This window comes from Ensifer sp. ENS08, from assembly GCF_014852195.1.
Taxonomy (GTDB): domain Bacteria; phylum Pseudomonadota; class Alphaproteobacteria; order Rhizobiales; family Rhizobiaceae; genus Ensifer; species Ensifer adhaerens.
On record NZ_JACVBF010000002.1, the window covers coordinates 497,632 to 515,426 of the forward strand.

General features: G+C 62.8%; 21 protein-coding genes. 12 read left to right on the top strand and 9 right to left on the bottom strand.

The annotated features are described in order from the left end of the window. Positions 1 to 207: 207 nt before the first annotated feature. Complete coding sequence (locus tag IB272_RS08045; protein ID WP_034793464.1) at positions 208 to 1,164, bottom strand: hypothetical protein; 957 nt, start codon at positions 1,162 to 1,164, stop codon at positions 208 to 210. A gap of 512 nt (positions 1,165 to 1,676) precedes the next feature. Between IB272_RS08045 and IB272_RS08050 the strand changes: the two genes are divergently transcribed. After that, positions 1,677 to 3,329 carry an arylsulfatase gene (locus IB272_RS08050; protein ID WP_051659281.1) on the top strand — a complete coding sequence of 551 codons (1,653 nt, stop codon included), beginning with the start codon at positions 1,677 to 1,679 and terminating at the stop codon, positions 3,327 to 3,329. Positions 3,330 to 3,400: 71 nt separating this feature from the next. Here the strand turns inward: IB272_RS08050 and IB272_RS08055 are convergent, their stop codons facing one another. Continuing rightward, positions 3,401 to 3,982, bottom strand: a complete 582-nt coding sequence (locus IB272_RS08055; protein WP_192444296.1) for a dienelactone hydrolase family protein — start codon at positions 3,980 to 3,982, stop codon at positions 3,401 to 3,403. Positions 3,983 to 4,168: 186 nt separating this feature from the next. Here IB272_RS08055 and IB272_RS08060 point away from each other — a divergent pair, with 186 nt between their 5' ends. Together IB272_RS08060 and IB272_RS08065 are read left to right on the top strand one after the other, a co-directional pair. Beyond that, positions 4,169 to 5,251, top strand: coding sequence for a D-alanine--D-alanine ligase family protein (locus IB272_RS08060; RefSeq protein ID WP_112977127.1), 1,083 nt, complete (start codon positions 4,169 to 4,171; stop codon positions 5,249 to 5,251). Between the two features lie 191 nt (positions 5,252 to 5,442). After that, positions 5,443 to 5,991, top strand: a complete 549-nt coding sequence (locus IB272_RS08065; protein WP_034793472.1) for a BA14K family protein — start codon at positions 5,443 to 5,445, stop codon at positions 5,989 to 5,991. 113 nt (positions 5,992 to 6,104) lie between these two features. Here the strand turns inward: IB272_RS08065 and IB272_RS08070 are convergent, their stop codons facing one another. The 4 genes from IB272_RS08070 to IB272_RS08080 form a co-directional block, all read right to left on the bottom strand. Continuing rightward, positions 6,105 to 6,404 (bottom strand): hypothetical protein, encoded by a 300-nt coding sequence (locus IB272_RS08070; protein WP_090425664.1) that lies wholly within the window; start codon positions 6,402 to 6,404, stop codon positions 6,105 to 6,107. 404 nt (positions 6,405 to 6,808) lie between these two features. After that, the gene (locus IB272_RS35345) at positions 6,809 to 6,940 is read right to left on the bottom strand and encodes a hypothetical protein (RefSeq protein WP_255380915.1); all 132 of its coding nucleotides are present in this window, start codon (positions 6,938 to 6,940) and stop codon (positions 6,809 to 6,811) included. Between the two features lie 233 nt (positions 6,941 to 7,173). After that, entirely contained in the window at positions 7,174 to 7,344 is a 171-nt protein-coding gene (locus tag IB272_RS08075) for a hypothetical protein (RefSeq protein ID WP_156400691.1), read from the bottom strand. Positions 7,345 to 7,960: 616 nt separating this feature from the next. Continuing rightward, a complete protein-coding gene (locus IB272_RS08080) occupies positions 7,961 to 8,329 on the bottom strand; it encodes a tetratricopeptide repeat protein (protein WP_051659282.1) in 369 nt (122 codons plus the stop codon). Positions 8,330 to 8,878: 549 nt separating this feature from the next. On the opposite strand from IB272_RS08080, the gene IB272_RS08085 reads away from it, so the two are divergent. The 7 genes from IB272_RS08085 to IB272_RS08110 all read left to right on the top strand — a co-directional run bounded on the left by IB272_RS08085 (position 8,879) and on the right by IB272_RS08110 (position 12,894). Then, a complete protein-coding gene (locus IB272_RS08085; RefSeq protein ID WP_134887784.1) occupies positions 8,879 to 9,268 on the top strand; it encodes a hypothetical protein in 390 nt (129 codons plus the stop codon). Beyond that, entirely contained in the window at positions 9,153 to 10,592 is a 1,440-nt protein-coding gene (locus IB272_RS08090) for a terminase large subunit (RefSeq protein ID WP_192444297.1), read from the top strand. The genes IB272_RS08085 and IB272_RS08090 overlap by 116 nt, the downstream gene beginning before the upstream one ends. A gap of 155 nt (positions 10,593 to 10,747) precedes the next feature. Next, positions 10,748 to 11,095 carry a hypothetical protein gene (locus tag IB272_RS08095; protein WP_192444298.1) on the top strand — a complete coding sequence of 116 codons (348 nt, stop codon included), beginning with the start codon at positions 10,748 to 10,750 and terminating at the stop codon, positions 11,093 to 11,095. 26 nt (positions 11,096 to 11,121) lie between these two features. Then, complete coding sequence (locus IB272_RS08100; protein ID WP_060520930.1) at positions 11,122 to 11,955, top strand: hypothetical protein; 834 nt, start codon at positions 11,122 to 11,124, stop codon at positions 11,953 to 11,955. Further along, complete coding sequence (locus IB272_RS08105; protein ID WP_034793500.1) at positions 11,952 to 12,155, top strand: hypothetical protein; 204 nt, start codon at positions 11,952 to 11,954, stop codon at positions 12,153 to 12,155. Before IB272_RS08100 ends, IB272_RS08105 begins: the two co-directional genes overlap by 4 nt. 120 nt (positions 12,156 to 12,275) lie before the next feature. Further along, a complete protein-coding gene (locus IB272_RS34865) occupies positions 12,276 to 12,533 on the top strand; it encodes a hypothetical protein (RefSeq protein WP_082566485.1) in 258 nt (85 codons plus the stop codon). Then, positions 12,520 to 12,894, top strand: coding sequence for a DUF1515 family protein (locus IB272_RS08110; RefSeq protein WP_034793518.1), 375 nt, complete (start codon positions 12,520 to 12,522; stop codon positions 12,892 to 12,894). Before IB272_RS34865 ends, IB272_RS08110 begins: the two co-directional genes overlap by 14 nt. A gap of 107 nt (positions 12,895 to 13,001) precedes the next feature. Here IB272_RS08110 and IB272_RS08115 read toward each other — a convergent pair whose 3' ends face one another. Next, on the bottom strand, positions 13,002 to 14,030 hold the full coding sequence (locus IB272_RS08115; RefSeq protein WP_348646779.1) for a helix-turn-helix domain-containing protein: 1,029 nt from the start codon (positions 14,028 to 14,030) through the stop codon (positions 13,002 to 13,004). 119 nt (positions 14,031 to 14,149) lie between these two features. On the opposite strand from IB272_RS08115, the gene IB272_RS08120 reads away from it, so the two are divergent. Together IB272_RS08120 and IB272_RS08125 are read left to right on the top strand one after the other, a co-directional pair. After that, complete coding sequence (locus IB272_RS08120) at positions 14,150 to 15,166, top strand: alpha/beta hydrolase (protein ID WP_192444300.1); 1,017 nt, start codon at positions 14,150 to 14,152, stop codon at positions 15,164 to 15,166. Positions 15,167 to 15,240: 74 nt separating this feature from the next. Next, on the top strand, positions 15,241 to 16,206 hold the full coding sequence (locus IB272_RS08125) for an MBL fold metallo-hydrolase (RefSeq protein ID WP_192444301.1): 966 nt from the start codon (positions 15,241 to 15,243) through the stop codon (positions 16,204 to 16,206). Positions 16,207 to 16,278: 72 nt separating this feature from the next. Here the strand turns inward: IB272_RS08125 and IB272_RS08130 are convergent, their stop codons facing one another. Continuing rightward, positions 16,279 to 17,391, bottom strand: a complete 1,113-nt coding sequence (locus tag IB272_RS08130; protein WP_192444302.1) for an NADH:flavin oxidoreductase — start codon at positions 17,389 to 17,391, stop codon at positions 16,279 to 16,281. Position 17,392: 1 nt separating this feature from the next. Further along, positions 17,393 to 17,785 carry a RidA family protein gene (locus tag IB272_RS08135; protein WP_060584830.1) on the bottom strand — a complete coding sequence of 131 codons (393 nt, stop codon included), beginning with the start codon at positions 17,783 to 17,785 and terminating at the stop codon, positions 17,393 to 17,395. Positions 17,786 to 17,795: the final 10 nt, after the last annotated feature.

Genomic DNA, 17,795 nt, shown 5'->3' on the forward strand with positions numbered 1-17,795 from the left:
CGGTGTGTGTTCGAGGCGACCTGCGCGGAGCACCAGATACCGCGGGAGGGAAGCTGCGCCGAACATCTTGCCCGGTTTCTTATGTTCGAGTTCAATTTGTCTACCTCAACCGAAAGCTCTCTCCTGGCAGCCGTCGATGAGGTCTATCTCCGCCGCCCCACGAGGAAAGCTAAGCAACGCGCAGCCGGCCGAATAACATCGCCTATCCTACCCTACGAGGCTCCTCGCAACCTTCCGTTCGCGCAGGATGCGAGCGTCGAGTTCCTTCAGCCGGTGCGTGAGGGCGGGATCGCCGGGCAGGAGGGCGAGAGCCTTCGCCAGCATATTGCGTGCGGTGACGAGATCGCCGTCGCGGATGTGGCGATTGGCGCGGTGATAAAGGAAGTTGACCCGCTCCGTTGGCGCAAAACGGTCGCCGAAGCGGGCGTCGAGCGCGTCGGACCAGGCGGGATGCCGGGCCATGGCGGCGACGGCGACCTGATAGGGACGCATGGGCGCATCGACCCGGGCGGCGCGGGCAAGACCCCGTAGGCGCGAAACGTCATGGGTTCTGCAGGCGGCGATCAGCGAAAGGGCACGCTCGGTGCCGGTAAAGACACGGACGGTGCCGTGGCCGGTCATGTGAACGCGCACGAGATGCGTTTCGGCCTGAAGTGCTGCGATGCGCTCGGCGTGGCGGCGATCTATCGCGTGGAAGGGATCATAAAAAATGAAGGCGCGGCCGGCGGCCTGATCGGCCGAAATGCCCATATTGGCGTGCAGATCGGGCGAAAAATGCCGGAGGAAGCGATTGTCGTAGGGGACGGATTTCGGGTCGATCGAGACCTGCGGGCAAAAGGCGATGGCCGTGGTGGCATTGAAGCGCCGGCGATAGCGAAGCGCCGCATAACCACCCTGCGAATGGCCGTACAGAATGCGCTCGGGAGCTGCATTCAGAATGGGTGCTGCGGCTTCGACCGCCTTGACCACGCTTGCCGCCGGAAACCAGTTGGGCCGCCTACTGATGAAGCCGAGGGCTGAGATGTCGGCCTTCTCGCAAAAGCGCTGGCCCCAGTAGCGGCTGCCGTTTGCCTGGATCTCCATCTCGTTGAAGGTCACCAGCAGATAGGGGGATGAACCCGGTCGATGGATGACTTCAAGATTTTCGTCCGAGTAGATCAGCACGGTTACTCCAAAACAATTTCAATTCTTGCAGCAATATTATTTGAAAGTTCGAGAATGATTTGCGGTCACCTCGGATTTCTTCAGTATTGCGTATTTGTATCAGATTTCCAGTGCCTGGATCTTTCTGCAAGGCAAATCCAAGAATGAGGTCCGTTCGCGGCTCAAGGGAGGCTCGTTTCCGGTCGATTTCGGCCCGATGCGGTCACTGCGCCACCGGTTGAGCGCCCACGTTTATGGCGTTCGTTACAGTTACGTACTTGATTGCCCGCGCGAAAGGAGCAGCATGCCCGCGCAGACGGCAACGGCCTTTCGCAATCGGTCGTGAGTTGCCGTTTTGGCAGCCGAAATTTGTTTGAAAATTCAGGCATGGCTTTGCGCGTCGAACCTCAATGGAGACGTGCTTCTTCCCAGATCAGTTTTTCGCGCGATGGCTCATCGCAGGAAGGAACCTGACAATGATAAAGGCATCTGATCATTCAAATTCGTCCCGCTGCGTGTCGAGGACTTTTCCGATGAAACTTCTGGCGTCGTGCGTGGCAGGGCTGAGCATTGTCGCTGGCCTGTCAACCCCGGCGCGTGCGCAGCAAGCGACACCAAAACCCAACATCCTTCTGATCGTTTCCGATGACACCGGCTACGGAGACCTCGGCCCCTATGGCGGCGGTGAAGGACGAGGCATGCCGACACCCAACATCGACAAGCTGGCCGAACAGGGCATGCTGTTTTATGATTTCTATGCCCAGCCGAGCTGCACGCCGGGTCGCGCCGCCATGATCACCGGGCGTATTCCCAACCGCAGCGGCATGACGACGGTTGCATTCCAGGGGGAAGGCGGCGGTCTTCCGGCGGCCGAATGGACGCTCGCCTCCGTGTTGAAGCTCGGCGGGTACCAGACCTATTTCACCGGCAAATGGCATTTGGGCGAGGCGGACTATGCCTTGCCGAACGCCCATGGCTTCGACGTCATGAAGTATTGCGGCCTTTACCACCTCAACGCCTACACCTACGCCGACCCGACCTGGTTCCCGGATATGGACCCCAAGCTCAGGGCCATGTTCCAGAAGGTCACCAAGGGCGCGCTCTCCGGTAAGGCCGGCGAAACGGCGGTCGAGGACTTCAAGATCAACGGCCAGTATATCGACACGCCCACGGTCAATGGCGCGGCAGGGGTCGTCGGCATCCCCTATTTCGACAGCTACGTCGAAAAGGCGGCCATCGAGTTTCTCGACGACGCGGCGAAATCCGACAAGCCGTTCTTCATCGACGTCAACTTCATGAAGGTGCACCAGCCGAACATGCCGGCGCCCGAGTTCGAGCATAAATCGCTGTCGAAGTCGAAATATGCCGACAGCATCGTCGAGCTGGACACCCGCATCGGCCGCATCATGGACAAGCTGCGCGAGACCGGCCTCGACAAGAATACGCTGGTCTTCTACACGACCGACAATGGCGCCTGGCAGGATGTCTATCCCGACGCCGGCTATACGCCGTTTCGTGGCACCAAGGGCACGGTGCGCGAGGGTGGCAACCGCGTTCCCGCCATCGCCGTCTGGCCGGGCAAGATCAAGGCCGGCTCCAAGAACCATGACATCGTCGGCGGCCTCGACCTGATGGCCACATTTGCTTCAGTTGCCGGTGTCGCTCTGCCGGACAAGGACCGCGAGGGCCAGCCGATCATCTTCGACAGCTTCGACATGTCGCCAGTGCTTCTGGGAACCGGCAAGTCGGAACGGAACTCATGGTTCTATTTCACCGAGAACGAACTGTCTCCCGGCGCTGCCCGCGTCGGCAATTACAAGGCGGTGTTCAACCTGCGTGGCGACAATGGACAGGCGACCGGCGGCCTTGCCGTCGACAGCAATCAGGGCTGGAAGGGTCCGAACAAATATGTGGCGACGGTGCCGCAGATCTTCGACCTCTGGCAGGACCCGCAGGAGCGCTACGACATCTTCATGAACAACTACACCGAGCGCACCTGGACGATGGTGACCATCAGCGACTCCATCAAGCAATTGATGATGACCTACGTCAAATATCCACCGCGCAAGCTTCAAAGCGGGACCTATACCGGTCCGATCGAAATCTCGAAGTATCAGCAGTTCCAGTGGCTGCGCGATGAGCTCGGCAAGGAAGGCTTCAGTCTGCCGATGCCGACCGGCAACTGAACCGGAAAATGAGGAGCGGCGCTGTCTGATCACGGCAGCGCCGCTCGATCGTCGGGCTTTCGAGGCGCCGGTCAGATCCGCTCGAGGAAGGCAAGTACCCGTTTCATCGCCAGCGCAGTTGCCGCCGCGTCATAGGAGGGCAGCGAGCTGTCGGCGAAGTAGTGCTGGTCGCCCGGATAGAGGAACAGTTCGGCGTCCTCTGCCTTCTCGACGATCTCGCGGGCGGCGTCGACATCACCTTCGCCGACGAAGATCGGGTCGTTGTCCATGCCGTGGATTTGAACGGGTACGCCTGCCGGCCAGGGGCCGAAGGACCACTGGCCAATGATCGGGATGCAGGAGTAAAAGAGCAGGGCGCCGCGGGCGCCGGGGCGGGTCTGGGCGAGTTTCTGAGCCGGCAGGACACCGAAGGAGAAGCCGGCATAGACGAGGTTTTCGGGGAGGGCATCGGCGAGGCGCACGCCGCGCTCGCGCATCTCTTCAAAGCCGACCGCCTCGATATGGGCAACGCCCTCCTCGATGCTCGCGAATGTACGTCCTTCGAAGAGATCGGGCAGGTGGACGACGTGCCCGGCCGCGCGCAGGTCGCCGGCAAAAGCGTGCATGCCGGGTGTCAGCCCCTGGGCATGGTGGAATACGAGGACCTCGGCCATCGGCAGCTTCTCCTTCAAACCAGTGTTCGCGCATCAATTGTATTTCGTTCGGCGGAATTCAAGCGGCAAGGGTGCCCTTAAGGAAAATATTCCTTCCACGCTGATGCCGCCTCTCTCGACCTTTTCTTGCCATCTTCGCTCGCTTGGTTGCGCACGATGCACCACGATTCTGGAGGGAAAAGGATCATGACAGGTAAGTTGCGCATTGCCGTGCTGTTCGGTGGCCGGTCGGCGGAGCATGAGGTTTCGCTGATGTCGGCGCGCAACGCCGTCGCGGCGCTCGATCGGACGCGCTACGAGATCGTGCCGATCGGGATCGCCAGGGATGGCCGCTGGATGCTGGTCGATCTCGAAGACGGGGAACTGCCGAAGGCGATCCCCGCGTCGGGAACGCAGGTGGCGCTAATCCCCGGCGGGCGGGGGCGGGCGGTCACCATCGCGGCCGACGGCCGCCAAGGGCTGCTGCCGGCGATCGACCTGATCTTTCCGGTTCTGCATGGTCCCTTCGGCGAAGACGGGACGGTGCAAGGCTATGCGGAAACAGCCGATGTCGCCTATGTCGGCTGCGGTGTCGCGGCTTCGGCGGTCGCCATGGACAAGGCGCTCGCCAAGCGCCTGCTGGTGGCCGAAGGCATTGCCGTTGCGCGGGCGATCGGCCTTCATGCGGGCGACGCCTATTCAAGCGAGACCATCCTCGAAAGCCTGGGACTGCCGGTTTTCGTCAAGCCGGCGCGGCAGGGATCTTCCGTCGGCGTCAGCCGCGTCGACAGTCTGGACGCGCTTCAGGCGGCGCTTAACGAGGCGTTCCGGCACGACGACAAGGTGCTGATCGAGGAGTTCGTTCAGGCCCGCGAGATCGAGTGCTCGGTGCTGGAGGATGCGAAGGGACAGCTCACCGTCTCGCGACCGGGCGAAATCATTCCGGCTGCGAGCCACGGTTTCTACAGCTACGACGCCAAATATGTCGATGCCGGCGGCGCAGTCGTTCAGGCGCCCGCCAAACTCTCCGAGGAGGTGATCGCCGAGGCCAAGGACATGGCCGCGCGGGCATTCCGGGCGCTTGACTGCGCGGGGATGGCGCGGGTGGACTTCTTCCTGCGCGCCGATGGAAGCCTCATGATCAACGAAATCAACACCATTCCCGGCTTCACCAATATCAGCATGTATGCCAAGGCGCTGGCAGCCGACGGCATCGCCTACGGCCAGGTGGTGGAGACGCTGATCGCCCATGCGCTGAAGCTGCGCGGCAAGGCGGGCGCGCGCACCTGAGGGGATGACAGGGGCAACCCGGGTATGGCAGGCCATCGCCGGGGATGGCGGGCTTGCCGGGCGGCAGTGTCACCCTGGAGTATTGCGATGCTACCTATGAGTTGCGGTCCATATTAGGATTGTCGCATTCATTGTGGGTTCACGTCGCCCCGGCCAAAACTCGCACCTGTTACAAACGGACAGGTGATGAAATGAAGAAGATTGGCATCGTCGTGCTTGCGGCGATAACGGCTCTTTCGGGCATCACGCCGGCAAACGCCCTGCCGGCTGTTGCCATCGAGCGGGTGCAGAAGAGCGACGTTCAACTGGTGCAGCACCGGGAATGGAACGGCGGTCACCATCGCCGGCGTCCGCCGGGCTGGCACGGCGGCTATCGCCCGCGCCCCGGCTGGGATGGCGGTTACCGCCCGCGGCCAGGCTGGCATGGCGGCTATCGTCCGCGTCCGGGTTGGGACGGCGGCTACCGCTATGGCTACTATAACGGCCACCGCGGCTATCGCTACGAGCGCTACGGCTATCGCCGCCACAATGACGGCTGGTGGTATCCGCTGGCGGCCTTCGGCACCGGAGTCATCATCGGTGGCGCGATCGCCGCTCCGCCAGCGCGTCGCTACGAGACCGGCGTCAACCCGCGCCATGCCGACTGGTGCTATGCGCGCTATCGCTCCTACCGCGCCTGGGACAACTCGTTCCAACCCTATGGTGGCCCGCGCCAGCAGTGCTATTCGCCCTACTTCTGAGGCGAGCGTGTTTTAAGGAGGCCGCCGGTCGCTGACCGGCGGGCCTCTTTTTTGTTTTCTGGCATTCACATGCGCTGAGGGAACGCGGCCCGGCATGGGTGGGAACGCAGCCTCTATCGACTGCTGCGCGGCATCTCCTCGTCGAAGCGGGTTTTCTCGCGCCCCGGATCATCCTCGAGGATTTTCTCTTCGCGGTCGTCAGGCAGTGCATCGTCCGGATCGACATTGGCTTCGTCGCGGCTCGGAACGGGCGACACGCGACCCTGATCGACCGGCGTCGGATGGTCTCCCGCGGGAAGCTGGTCGACGGGGAGCGGCGGGATCTTACCGATCGGCACTGCGCGTGTTTCGCCAGACGGGGGCACGTCTTCCGGTGTCTCTCGGTCGCGGGATTTCGGGTTTGCCTTGTTCATCGTCGCATCTCCTTGCTGGCGGTTTGCCAGGAATAAGCCGAGGCGAGCGGAAAAGGTTCCGGTCTGGGCGTTCAAGATCTCAAGATTGAAGGTGGCTCAATGACGGGGCGTGGCCGTGCGGATTGGGGGACATCGCATCCGGCTCCTGTCGTTTTTCAAGTCTTGGTCCGCGATGCAATCGGCATCCCAAGCACGCGCTATCGAGCCAGACATCCTGTCGATGATATCGGGGCGAACTCTGCCGCGTCCATTCTAGCGGGAATTGTAAAAACCGGTCGCGCGTTTGCAGGGGAGGCGTCTGCTAGGAATCGCTCATTGCGGCAACCCCGCGAAGAGGCAGACAAGCGGAGCGGCCGCGGACCGGCAGGTCGGAAAAGCCCGGTCTTCCAGAACGTCAACGTCTTTTAGAACTTCAACCGGGCGTCGTCATGTTCGGGAGGGCGGTGCGCGTCCTTGCGACGAAACCCGTAGGCGAGCGCGAGCCCCAGGATTGCGGAGCCGACGACGATGGCGGCGAGTGCGAAGAAATTCTCCATGGCATTTTCCTCCCGAGGGGAAGCTTAACACAGAATGCGCGCAAACAAATGGCGCGGCAGCGAGAATGCGCGTCATGGTTACTCAACGCATGTCGGCCCAAGATGTTCAATCCGATTGGCTTCGGTGCGCGGTGCGTTCGGCCGAGGCTTTGCACGGGAGCGACACTGCGGGCGGGCGATCTGGACCAACGACGAGCCCCGCCAGCTTCGCCGTCTACGAAGCATCAGCGACCTCAATAACCGCCAGCACCGCCGCCGCCCTGACTCATGCCCTGGACGCCTTGCATGCCCTGGTAACTGGGGCTCGGAGCAGGAGTGCTGGTGCGACTCGCCTGGTCGGTGGTGCAGCCGGCAGCCGCAAGAAGCGCCGCGCAAAGAGCGGCGATCAGGTATTGTCGTGTCATGGGTACCTCCCGTGGTCGTGGGAGCGGCATCAACCGCTTCCGCATCGAAACGGATCAACCATGCCGCCGCCGGCCCCGGATCCGTTGAGGAAGGAGACATGGCGCCAGCGGCCTTGCATGGCGCTCGCGATTGTACCACCGATCGCGCACATGGGCTGGCAAAGAGGCGGGGCGGGGGTAAAGGAAGAAAACGAACAAAACGGAAACAAATTTTGGCAAAGGGGCTTGCCAAGCGAACGGAAGCGGGCTAAGGATATTACAGGCTGGCCGTTTCGTCATTGAAGCGGCCTTTTTGATTCCGGCGGATTGGCGCGGCCTTGCCTGGGCGCTGATGCCGATATCCAAAAAACTCAAATCCGCGCCGGCGCCGGCTGCGACCGCTGAGACGCGGGTGACGACGGCCGCTACGGCGTCACGGCGCTTCGCGATTTTTCGGATCCGCACTTGGGCTTCACGTCCTCGGCGCCCGCATGCTGCTGTCGCAAGATCGCTGCATGTTCTGGTGCGAAAGCCCTAAAGCTGGTCGCGTGGAAAGGGCTCACGCGACAGGTTTTAAGATCTTGTTTTTATGCATGTCGTTGCGGCAATACCGCTGCCCACTTTTACGCGAAAAGCCTTAGGCTTCCTGCTTGGCGATCTTGCCGGTGACGGAGGCGCCGGTCTCATGTCGCGGGCGGGGCTGCCCGATGCTGCGCAGCCAGCGCGAGGCTTCCTTCGGATCGCGCTCGACGCCGAGGCCTCTCTGATAGATGGTCACGAGGCGGGCCTGGGCAGCCGGATGACCCTGGCGGGCGGCCTGGCGGTTCCAATGAAGCGAGGCGGCATAGTGTTCCGCGCCGCCATCGTTGAAATAGATTTCGGCGAGTTTCGCCTGGGCATCGACATTTCCTGACGTCGCCAGTTCAAGCAACCTGGGCGAGATATTCGTTGCGGACGGCCGCGGGGTGAAAATGGTCTTCAACTTGCTGAACGTGTTGCGGATCATCTGGCACCTGTTGCATTCATTGCATGGTTCCCGCGGCTGGACTGCTAGGCTGAAAAACTGCTTAAAATCTTGAACTAATTTGACTTTTCCCTGGCCACTGCCGGTAGAGCAGGAGCGCTTGCGATGCATTGCGCCAGAAGCACCCGATGTGGGGCAACCCGGTGAGCGGTATTGATGACCGAATGCAACCTGAAGTCAAGGTTGCAAGCGTGACATCCGGCGTGACACACGCATTTTTCTGTGATCGGCTGTCACGCTTGCTAGCTTGAACAGCCGCGGCGACACGATGGTGTCTCCCGCAGGCATTGGCGTTCCCAGCTTGGGCGCCGAGACCTTCGGAGATGTCGGCTCGTCGACTTCGGCCAGGGCCGGAGCCGGCCTCGCGAACATGCCAAGCAGTTTCGTCCACAAACGCCGGATCACCTGCGATCGCCTCCAAAGCCCGCCGCTACCGGTCGGCTTTGATGGCAGAATGCAACTTTTGGTCAAGCGGCGGCCGATCCAACGTGCGCAGGAGGAGCAATCGCCTCGTGCCCCGGAGCAAATCCCATGACAGTGAAACCCGCAAAGGACCCGAAGACCGGGCGCTTTCTGCCGCGCGCCGGAGGGGGTGGGGCCGTCCCCCGGGCGCGGACGCGCAAGGCAGTGCGCACCAAGCTCGGCGAACTCTTTCTCGAGGACATGCTTTCGGCCTGGGAGAGCCGAGGGGCGGCCGCGATCCACGCGCTGATCGAGAAGAACCCAAACGACTTCCTGAAGACGATAGCGGCGCTGATGCCGAAGGACGTGACCATCAATCCAAACCAGATGGGCGAGATGACGGATGAACAACTCCTCGAGCGGATCCGCAAGCTCGACCAGACCATCAGGCCTTTCCTTGCTGCTTCGGGAGCGGATGGAACTGACGATGGAGATCGGGCGCAGGCAGAACACGAATAGGCTGCGCTATTACCAGCCCTACACGAAGCAGACGGCATTTCATGAGGCAGGCGCTACCTTTCGCGAGCGGCTGTTCATGGCCGGCAACCAGCTCGGCAAGACGCTTGCCGGCGCCGCGGAAGCGGCAATGCATCTGACAGGCGACTATCCCTCTTGGTGGGCGGGCCGACGGTTCGACCGGCCGATCACGATGATCGGCGGTTCGGAATCGCACGAGCTGACACGCGATGGCGTGCAGCGGCTGCTCGTCGGCCCGCCGATGAGCGAGGAGGACTGGGGCACCGGCTATCTGCCGAAGGCGGCGATCTCAGGCTGGACCCGGCGCTCCAGCGCTTCCGGCGCGCTCGACAGCGTGACCGTGCGGCACACTTCGGGCGGCACCTCGACGCTGCTCTTGAAGGCTTACGAGCAGGGCCGGGCGAAATGGCAGGCGAACACCGTCGACTATCTCTGGTTCGACGAGGAGCCGCCGGAAGACGTCTATTTCGAAGGCATCACCCGCACCAATGCGACCGGTGGCTCGGTCGCCGTGACGTTTACGCCGCTGAAAGGCATGAGCTCGGTCGTCAGCCGCTATCTGCTGGAACCATCAGACGACCGGACCGTGGTGACGATGACGATCGACGATGCCGAACATTATTCGGCCGAGGAGCGCGCGAAGATCATCGCCAGCTACCCCGCGCATGAGAAGGAAGCGCGCACCAAGGGGGTGCCGACGCTCGGGTCGGGAAGAATCTTCCCGGTGACGGAAGAGCAGATCCGGGTCGAGCCATTCGAGGTTCCCAGGCACTGGGTGCAGATCGGCGGGCTCGATTTCGGCTGGGATCACCCGTTTGCCGCAGCGCTTTGCGCCTGGGACCGGGATGCGGATGTCTTTTACGTCACCCGCTGCTACCGCGAGCGCGAGGCGACGCCGATCATCCATGCGGCGAGCCTGAAGCCCTGGGGGCCCTGGCTGCCCTGGGCCTGGCCGCATGACGGGCTGCAGCACGACAAGGGCTCGGGCGAGCAACTGGCGGCGCAATATCGCGGGCAGGGGCTCGTGATGCTGCCCGAGCGCGCGACCTTCGACGACGGCACCAACGGTGTCGAGGCGGGGGTCTCCGACATGCTGCAGCGCATGCAGACCGGTCGCTTCAAGGTGTTTTCGACCTGTGGCGACTGGTTCGAGGAGTTCAGGCTCTACCACCGCAAGGACGGCCGGATCGTCAAGGAACGCGACGACGTGATTTCGGCATCTCGCTATGCGCTGATGATGAAACGCTTTGCCCGGGTGAAGGCGGATAACGCCGCCTGGGCCTTTACCGATCGGAAGGTTCTCTAGCCGCGGTGGTGAAACCTAACGCCAGCGAGGCCCGTCGCGGCCTCGAGGCCCGAACCGCGGGCCGGCGAACGAAAATCGATCAGACCTTCCAGGAGCCTGCTTCCACGACCGTGGAACGGGGCCCGTTGCCTTCAATATCAACAGTAGGAGTCGTCATGGTTAATCCCCTGATCCGCCAGTGGTTGCTCGATAATTCCGGCTTCCAGATCGAGCCGTACATCCCCCCCGATCCACCGACGGAAGACGAATTGCGGCAGCGGATGCCCAGTCTGACCGCCCGCCAATTCCGCCTGGGACTGGTGAATGCCGACATCTCGCCGTCGACCGTGACCGCAGCAATCGCGGGGATGCCCGCTGGTTCGGATCAGGACAAGGCTCAGATCGAGTGGGAGTATGCGACCACGTTCAACCGGTTGCATCCGCTGATCGGGACCGTTGGTACGGCGCTTGGTCTTTCTGACACCCAGATCGATGCCCTGTGGGTGGCGGCCACCGCGCTTTAATCGGAAGATCTCCAAGAGGTGAATCCATGAACAGAGCAGCGTTTTACGCGGCCCTGCGCGATCCCGCGTCGGGTGTATTCAAGTCCTATTCTGCAAAGCAGTTCGAAAGCCTGGACGCGGTCGTCCTGGAGGGGCGCCGGCGTGCGGTAGGCCTCTGCCATCTGGCCGCAATTCTCGCCGAGGTCCATCACGAAACCGGCGGTACAATGCGGTCGGTCGAGGAGAATCTGAACTACTCGGCAAGGCGGCTCATGCAAGTATGGCCGGCGCGATTTCCGACGCTTGCTAGCGCGGAACCCTACGCGGGCAATCCGCGCAAGCTTGCGAACCGGGTCTATGGCGGGCGGCTTGGCAATGTCGAAGACGACGACGGGTGGGTCTTTCGCGGGCGAGGGCTGGCGCAAATTACCGGTCGCGCGAACTATGGCAAGTTTGGTCTGGTGGAGATGCCGGATCGTGCCTGTGATCCGGCAACGGCCATTCGCATTCTTTTCGACGGCATGGTGCACGGGCTTTTCACGGGCAAGCGACTGACTGATTTCGACACGGACGATAGCCGTTCGGCGGCGGCGACCGGCTATCGTTATGCCGCCTCACGCGCGATTATCAACGGCGATATCAGGCAGAACGGGCCGAAGATCGAGGCCTACGGCCGCGCCTTCGAGGCGGCGCTGCGTGCGGCCGGATATGGTCGCGAGAGCGCTTCGGCCGATCCCTCCGTTGTTGTCGTGCTGCGGCCAGGCTCGGTCGAAAGGGCGCCCGACATGGAAAGCGTCAACGCTTCGCACGGGGCCAAATTCAATCGCCTGCGCCGTCTCATTGAGGCGGTTGCCGGGTTTCTTGCGCGGTGGACGAAATGAGTGCTGTCGTCATCCGTATCCTGCTGCGCTACGGCGCGGGGCTGCTCGTGGCTAAAGGGCTGCTGGCGCCGGAGGCGGGGCTGGTGCTTGCCGATGATCCCGACGTGCAGATGCTGATGGAGGTAGGTATCGGCCTTGGTGCGGGCATTCTCTCGGAGTGCTGGTACGTGCTGGCGCGACGCCTTGGTTGGGCGAAATGATGTTTGCCTGGCCGAAGCTTCTCATCGCCGGCCTCATCGTCTCGGGTCTCGTCTGGCTCATTCATGAAATCCGCGCAGACGGCGCACGATCCTACGCCAATGCCATCGAAAGGCAGAACAATGACGCTCAGAGCCGCGCTCGTGGGAAGCGCCTTGATTACGATTCCTGCCTTGATGCTGGCAGGGTGTGGGACTTCGCGTCCGGCCAGTGCTCCCGGGCTGCGCGCCGTGGTCGGAACTGATCTTGTCGGCGCGCGCGGAGCATCGCCAGCGGATCAGCGCCGGATCGATCGCACGGTCGTCGGCCTTTGTGCCGCGGATATCTGGACGAAGGCCGAATGCGCGAAGCACGGGGGAGACCATCATGTCGCTGGCTGAAATCGATATCGTTGTTCATCGCCAGTTGGGAGAACTGGTTGCCGGCATGCGCGGCCTGCAGGAGTCCATTCATCGGATCGAGGATGGCGCCAGGCGGGCGGAGGATAAATCTGCCGCCAGTCAAGCCAGCGTCCACCGGCGCATGGATGAACTCGCCGAGCGGGTCAACGAACTGGAAGCGTCGGCTTCCGCTATCGGTGCCGAAATCTCCGATATGAAGCCGGTGACCGATGACGTCAGGCGGTGGAAGCTCATGGGTATTGGCGCACTAGGAGTGACGGGAATTGCTGCGATGGCTCTCGGTGTCAGTTTTGCCGAAGCGATCCGGCGGATCGTGTTCGTGATTGCCGGAAGAGCCTAGCGCTCAGGGCTGCTTGACCTACGTCTTTTAATCAAAGCGCCGCGCACCCGAAAGGGTGCGCGGCGCTTTTTGCGTTTGGTGCTCTAAAGGGTTTCGCCCGTCGATGATCACACGGCCGGTATCGGATTTGCCGGAGCGCCCAAAGTGCGGACGCTCTCCGAAACCGAGAAGCGAAGGCGATACTCCTTCGGTGAGAGACCCAGGATCTTGCGGAAGATCTTGCGATAGGCGTTGGTGTCGTCATAGCCGCTTTGCCAGGCAACCTGCTCGATCGAGAGATGTGAGCGCTCCAGCAGATCGCGGGATTTGGCGATCCGTAGCCGCTGGCAATATTCGGTCGGGTTGAAGCCGGTCGCCTTCTGGAAACGGCGCAGGAAGGTGCGGTCGCCGAGACCGGCGCGGTCGGCCATCATCTGCAGCGTCACGCCCTTGGTGTTGGCGCCGTGCAGCCAGTGCTGGATCTTCAGGATGATCGTGTCGCCGTGATCGAGCTTCGGGGCGAAGACGCTGTAATAGCTCTGCTCGCGCGCGCCGGGGTCGATGATCATGTAGCGTGCGGTTGCCAGCATGACGTCGGTTCCGAGGAACCGGTCGACGAGTTTCAGGCCGAGGTCGATCCAGGCCATCATGCCGCCGGCGGTGATGATGTCGCCTTCGTCGATCAGCAGCCTGTCGGTGTCGACGCGGATGTCGCTGTAGCGGTTGGAGATCAGGTCCTGATGCGACCAATGGGTGGTGATGGTGCGACCGGTGGCGAGGCCGGACTCTGCCAGCAGATAGGCGCCGCCGCAGACGGAGCAGATCGTCGCGCCGCGTTGATGCTGTTCGCGCACGAAGGCGGGCAGGGCACCGATGCGATCGCCGATCGGCAGATCGGAGAGCGTCGGCGGCAGGATCAGGGCCACAAGGCCCGAGGAGGGGCCTTCGTGGGTGTCGCGCGATTTCGACACCGAGCCATCTTCCTGAAGTTTCCAGTGACTGATGCGGATTTGCGGCGCGTCTCTGCCGCTTTGCTCCACCGACTGCATGCTCGCCACCTGGAACATGTCGGTCAGCCCATGGATCGCCGACATCAGGGCGCGGGGATAGACGACGATGCCGATCTCCGCCGGCTCGTTTTCGGGTCGTTTTGTCACTTCTGCCCCCATCGTTGTCAGCTTTGCCGGTCGAGAGGTTAGGCCCACCGATTTATCAATTCAACCATCGCTTCCGCCGAATGGAAGCCCGAGCAACAGAGATCAAAGAGGTGAGGACAATGACACAGGCAAAAGCAATTTCCGCAAGCGTTTCCAACGGCATCTCCCGCCGCACGGTTCTCTCGGCCGCCTTTGGCGCTGCCGCCACGGCAGCCGCGGTCAATGCCATGAACACGTCGGCCAAGGCCGCATCCACCACCGCAGCAACCGCCGGCGCCTCCGGCACTAAGGGAGAAAACACCATGGGCAGTCGCATCATCACCCGCGATGGCGTCGAGATCTATTACAAGGACTGGGGTCCGAAGGATGGCCCGGTCGTCGTGCTCAGCCACGGCTGGCCGCTGTCGTCCGACAGCTGGGAAGCGCAGGCCTTCCACCTTGCCGCCAACGGCTTCCGCGTCGTCACCCATGACCGCCGCGGCCACGGCCGCTCGTCGCAGCCCTGGGACGGCAACGACATGGACCATTATGCCGACGACCTCGCGGATCTGATCAACGCGCTCGATCTGAAGGGTATCTTCCTTGCCGGGTTTTCGACTGGCGGCGGCGAAATCAGCCGCTATATCGGCCGCCACGGCACCAGCCGGATCGCCAGGGCCGGTTTGATCTCGGCCGTGCCGCCGCTGATGCTCAAGACCGACAGGAACCCCGGCGGCCTGCCGAAGGAAGTCTTCGACGGCCTGCAGGCGGCAAGCCTGAAGGATCGCTCGAAGCTCTACCGCGACATCGCGTCCGGTCCGTTCTTCGGCTTCAACCGCCCGGGCGCGGTCGCCTCTCAGGGCATGATCGACAGTTTCTGGCTGCAGGGCATGATGGGGGGACACAAGAACACCTATGACTCGATCGTCGCCTTCTCGCAGACCGACTTTACCGAGGACCTGAAGAAGTTCGACGTGCCGACCTTGATCATCCATGGCGACGACGACCAGATCGTGCCGATCGATGCGGCGGCACGGGCCTCGAAGACGCTGGTGCCGCATGCGGAGCTCAAGGTCTACGCCGGCGCACCGCACGGCATCACCGACACCCACAAGGACCAGCTCAACGCCGACCTGCTCGCCTTCGCCAAGGCCTGATGGTTGTTCGCCGGTGCCACCTCACAGGTGGCGCTGGCACCCTATGTCAAACGCTTCAGCCAAGGATCAGAGCCATGACCTCTTCCCACAATCCCACCGACGTCTCCGGCCCCGGCCGTCGTGAATTCCTTGCAGGCACCAGTGCGCTTGCAGCCTCCGCCCTGCTGCCGAAAGGTGCCCATGCCGCAGATATCAAACGTTTCCGGCATGGCGGCTTCGATATTTCCGTCGTCAGCGACGGCTTCATCATGCTGCCGGTCAGCATCGTGCTGCCGGATGCAACGGCGGAAGAGCGGCCGGAGATCATGCGCCGGCTTGGCGGCACTCCCGAAAAGGCGCCGTTTCATACCAATATTCCGGTCATTCGCACTGGCGACGATCTGATCGTGGTCGACGACGGCTCGGGCACACGTTTCCAGGAGAGCGCCGGCAAGCTTCACGCCAATCTGCTTGCGGCCGGCATCGACCCGAGTGCGGTGACGAAGGTGGTGCTGACGCATGCCCATCCTGACCATGCGGGCGGCACCGTTGGCGCCGACGGCACGCTCGCCTTTCCGAATGCGCAGTACTTCGTTTCGGAGGGGGAATGGCGGTTCTGGACCGATCCCAACTTCGAAAAGACCATGCCGCAGGTGCTTCATGGCTTTGCCAAGGGTGCGCAGCGCGATCTCTTTGCGGTCAAGGACCGGCTGACCCTGTTGAAGCCCGGCGACGAAATCGTCAGCGGCATGCAGGTGCTCGACACGCGGGGCCACACACCCGGTCATATCTCGCTTCAGCTTTCCGGCGGTGACGGCGCCGGACATGAGGGCTTGGTGATCACGGGCGATGCGGTCACCAGCAACATCGTCTTCTTTGAGCACCCCGACTGGCATTTCGGCTTCGACACGGATGCGGAGCTGGCCTTGAAGAACCGCAAGGCCCTGATCGACCGGGCCGCGTCGGAGCGGCTGGCGCTGCTTGGCTATCATTGGGCCTATCCGGGGATCGGGCGGGCGGAGCGCAACGGGGCGGCCTATCGCTTCGTGGCGGCGGGGTGACCGCCTGGAGCCGGCAATCACTAGGACAGTTGACGGGCGCGCCTCCTGCGGGGCGCGCCCGTTTCTCTGCATTCAGAGAGCCAGTTCGCTGTCCTTGATATCGCTGATCGGCGCAAGGAACGGCAGGTCGAACGGACGCAGAGCGGTGCGTTTCGCGGTGAGCTGTGGCCAGTCGGGATTGACGAGCGCGCCGCGGCCAAGCGCGATCATGTCGGCACCGGCTTCCATCACCTCCTCGGCGCGGGCGAGATCGTGCAGGCTGCCGTTGGCGATGATGAACAGGCGCGGCGCGTGGCGGCGGGCGAGGGAAACGAGCGAGGCGTCGCCGCCCTCGAAGGCCGGCTTCCAGGCTTCGAACTCGGTCAAGTGCACGAAGTCTGCCGGGCTTTCGGCGAGCGCCTCGAACACGCGGGCTGCACCTTGTTCGCGTTCTGCCCATTTGTGCCTGAAGTCGTTGACCTTACCCTGGGAGAGCCGCAGCCCCAGCGGGACGTCGGGGCCGATCGCCACGCGCACTGCCTTCAGCACTTCGAGCGACAGGCCGAGCCGCTCAACGATATCTCCACCCCAACGATCCGCCCGCCGGTTCGAAAAGTCCGTGAAGAACTGATCGAGCAGATAGCCGTTGGCGCCGTGGATCTCGATGCCGTCGAAACCGGCAACCTCGATTGCAAACCGGGCGGCACTGGCGAACCCTTCGATCGCCTCGGCGATTTCGGCATCGCTGATTTCGCGCGGCAGGGCATAGGGGCCGTCGCCGTGATAACCGGTCAACTGGCTGCCCTTCGGCCGGACGGCGGAGGGGCCCACCGTCTCGGGCCTGTGCGGGTTGCCCTGCGCCAGCGCGCCGCCGTGCATCAGTTGTGCGAAGATTCGCCCGCCCTCCGCATGGACCGTCTCGACGATCGGCCGCCAGGCGAGAGCCTGTTCCCGGTCGGTCAGGCCCGGCTGGTCCTTGTAGGTTTGGGAATAGGCCTTGTCGGTGTAGATGCCCTCGGTCGTGATCAGGCTGAAGCCGCCGCGGGCGAAGCGCTGGTAATAGTGCTGCATGCGCTCGCTGGGCGCGCCGGCCGCCGTGGCGCTGATGCGGGTCATCGGCGCCACGGACAGGCGATTGGCGAAATCAAGCCGCTTGAGACGGGTGCCGGTGAAGGCGGGGGACGCGATGCCAAACGGTGCGTTCATGTCACTTGCCTCCATCGAGCGCGATCGCTTCGATCTCGATCAGCGCGTCCGGTGAATAGAGCGAGGAGACCTCGATGATGCTGTCGGCGGGATAGGGGGCGGAAAACCACGTGCGGCGCAGCTCGATGATCTTGGCGAAATTCTCCATGGAGCGCAGGAAGATCGTGACCTTGACGATCTTGTCTAACCCAGAGTCCGCCGCCTTGAGCGCCCGGTCGAGATTGCGGAACGCCTGTTCGGCCTGGCGGTCGAAGTCGCCGACGCCGACGAGCTTGCCGTCGTCGCCGATTGCCGCCTGACCGGAGACGAAGACGAAGCCATTGGCCTTGATCGCCTGGGAAAGCAGGAAGGGCGCGTAGGGATCCGGCTGGGTGACGACCTGTTCGAGAGACATAAGATGTCCT

Bases quoted from the DNA above. Each gene is read 5' to 3' on its own strand.
- IB272_RS08050 (WP_051659281.1), top strand. From the start codon at position 1,677: ATGAAACTTCTGGCGTCGTGCGTGGCAGGGCTGAGCATTGTCGCTGGC.
- IB272_RS08055 (WP_192444296.1), bottom strand. From the start codon at position 3,982: ATGGCCGAGGTCCTCGTATTCCACCATGCCCAGGGGCTGACACCCGGC.
- IB272_RS08060 (WP_112977127.1), top strand. From the start codon at position 4,169: ATGACAGGTAAGTTGCGCATTGCCGTGCTGTTCGGTGGCCGGTCGGCG.
- IB272_RS08065 (WP_034793472.1), top strand. From the start codon at position 5,443: ATGAAGAAGATTGGCATCGTCGTGCTTGCGGCGATAACGGCTCTTTCG.
- IB272_RS08070 (WP_090425664.1), bottom strand. From the start codon at position 6,404: ATGAACAAGGCAAACCCGAAATCCCGCGACCGAGAGACACCGGAAGAC.
- IB272_RS35345 (WP_255380915.1), bottom strand. From the start codon at position 6,940: ATGGAGAATTTCTTCGCACTCGCCGCCATCGTCGTCGGCTCCGCAATC.
- IB272_RS08075 (WP_156400691.1), bottom strand. From the start codon at position 7,344: ATGACACGACAATACCTGATCGCCGCTCTTTGCGCGGCGCTTCTTGCG.
- IB272_RS08080 (WP_051659282.1), bottom strand. From the start codon at position 8,329: ATGATCCGCAACACGTTCAGCAAGTTGAAGACCATTTTCACCCCGCGG.
- IB272_RS08085 (WP_134887784.1), top strand. From the start codon at position 8,879: ATGACAGTGAAACCCGCAAAGGACCCGAAGACCGGGCGCTTTCTGCCG.
- IB272_RS08090 (WP_192444297.1), top strand. From the start codon at position 9,153: ATGAACAACTCCTCGAGCGGATCCGCAAGCTCGACCAGACCATCAGGC.
- IB272_RS08095 (WP_192444298.1), top strand. From the start codon at position 10,748: ATGGTTAATCCCCTGATCCGCCAGTGGTTGCTCGATAATTCCGGCTTC.
- IB272_RS08100 (WP_060520930.1), top strand. From the start codon at position 11,122: ATGAACAGAGCAGCGTTTTACGCGGCCCTGCGCGATCCCGCGTCGGGT.
- IB272_RS08105 (WP_034793500.1), top strand. From the start codon at position 11,952: ATGAGTGCTGTCGTCATCCGTATCCTGCTGCGCTACGGCGCGGGGCTG.
- IB272_RS34865 (WP_082566485.1), top strand. From the start codon at position 12,276: ATGACGCTCAGAGCCGCGCTCGTGGGAAGCGCCTTGATTACGATTCCT.
- IB272_RS08110 (WP_034793518.1), top strand. From the start codon at position 12,520: ATGTCGCTGGCTGAAATCGATATCGTTGTTCATCGCCAGTTGGGAGAA.
- IB272_RS08120 (WP_192444300.1), top strand. From the start codon at position 14,150: ATGACACAGGCAAAAGCAATTTCCGCAAGCGTTTCCAACGGCATCTCC.
- IB272_RS08125 (WP_192444301.1), top strand. From the start codon at position 15,241: ATGACCTCTTCCCACAATCCCACCGACGTCTCCGGCCCCGGCCGTCGT.
- IB272_RS08130 (WP_192444302.1), bottom strand. From the start codon at position 17,391: ATGAACGCACCGTTTGGCATCGCGTCCCCCGCCTTCACCGGCACCCGT.
- IB272_RS08135 (WP_060584830.1), bottom strand. From the start codon at position 17,785: ATGTCTCTCGAACAGGTCGTCACCCAGCCGGATCCCTACGCGCCCTTC.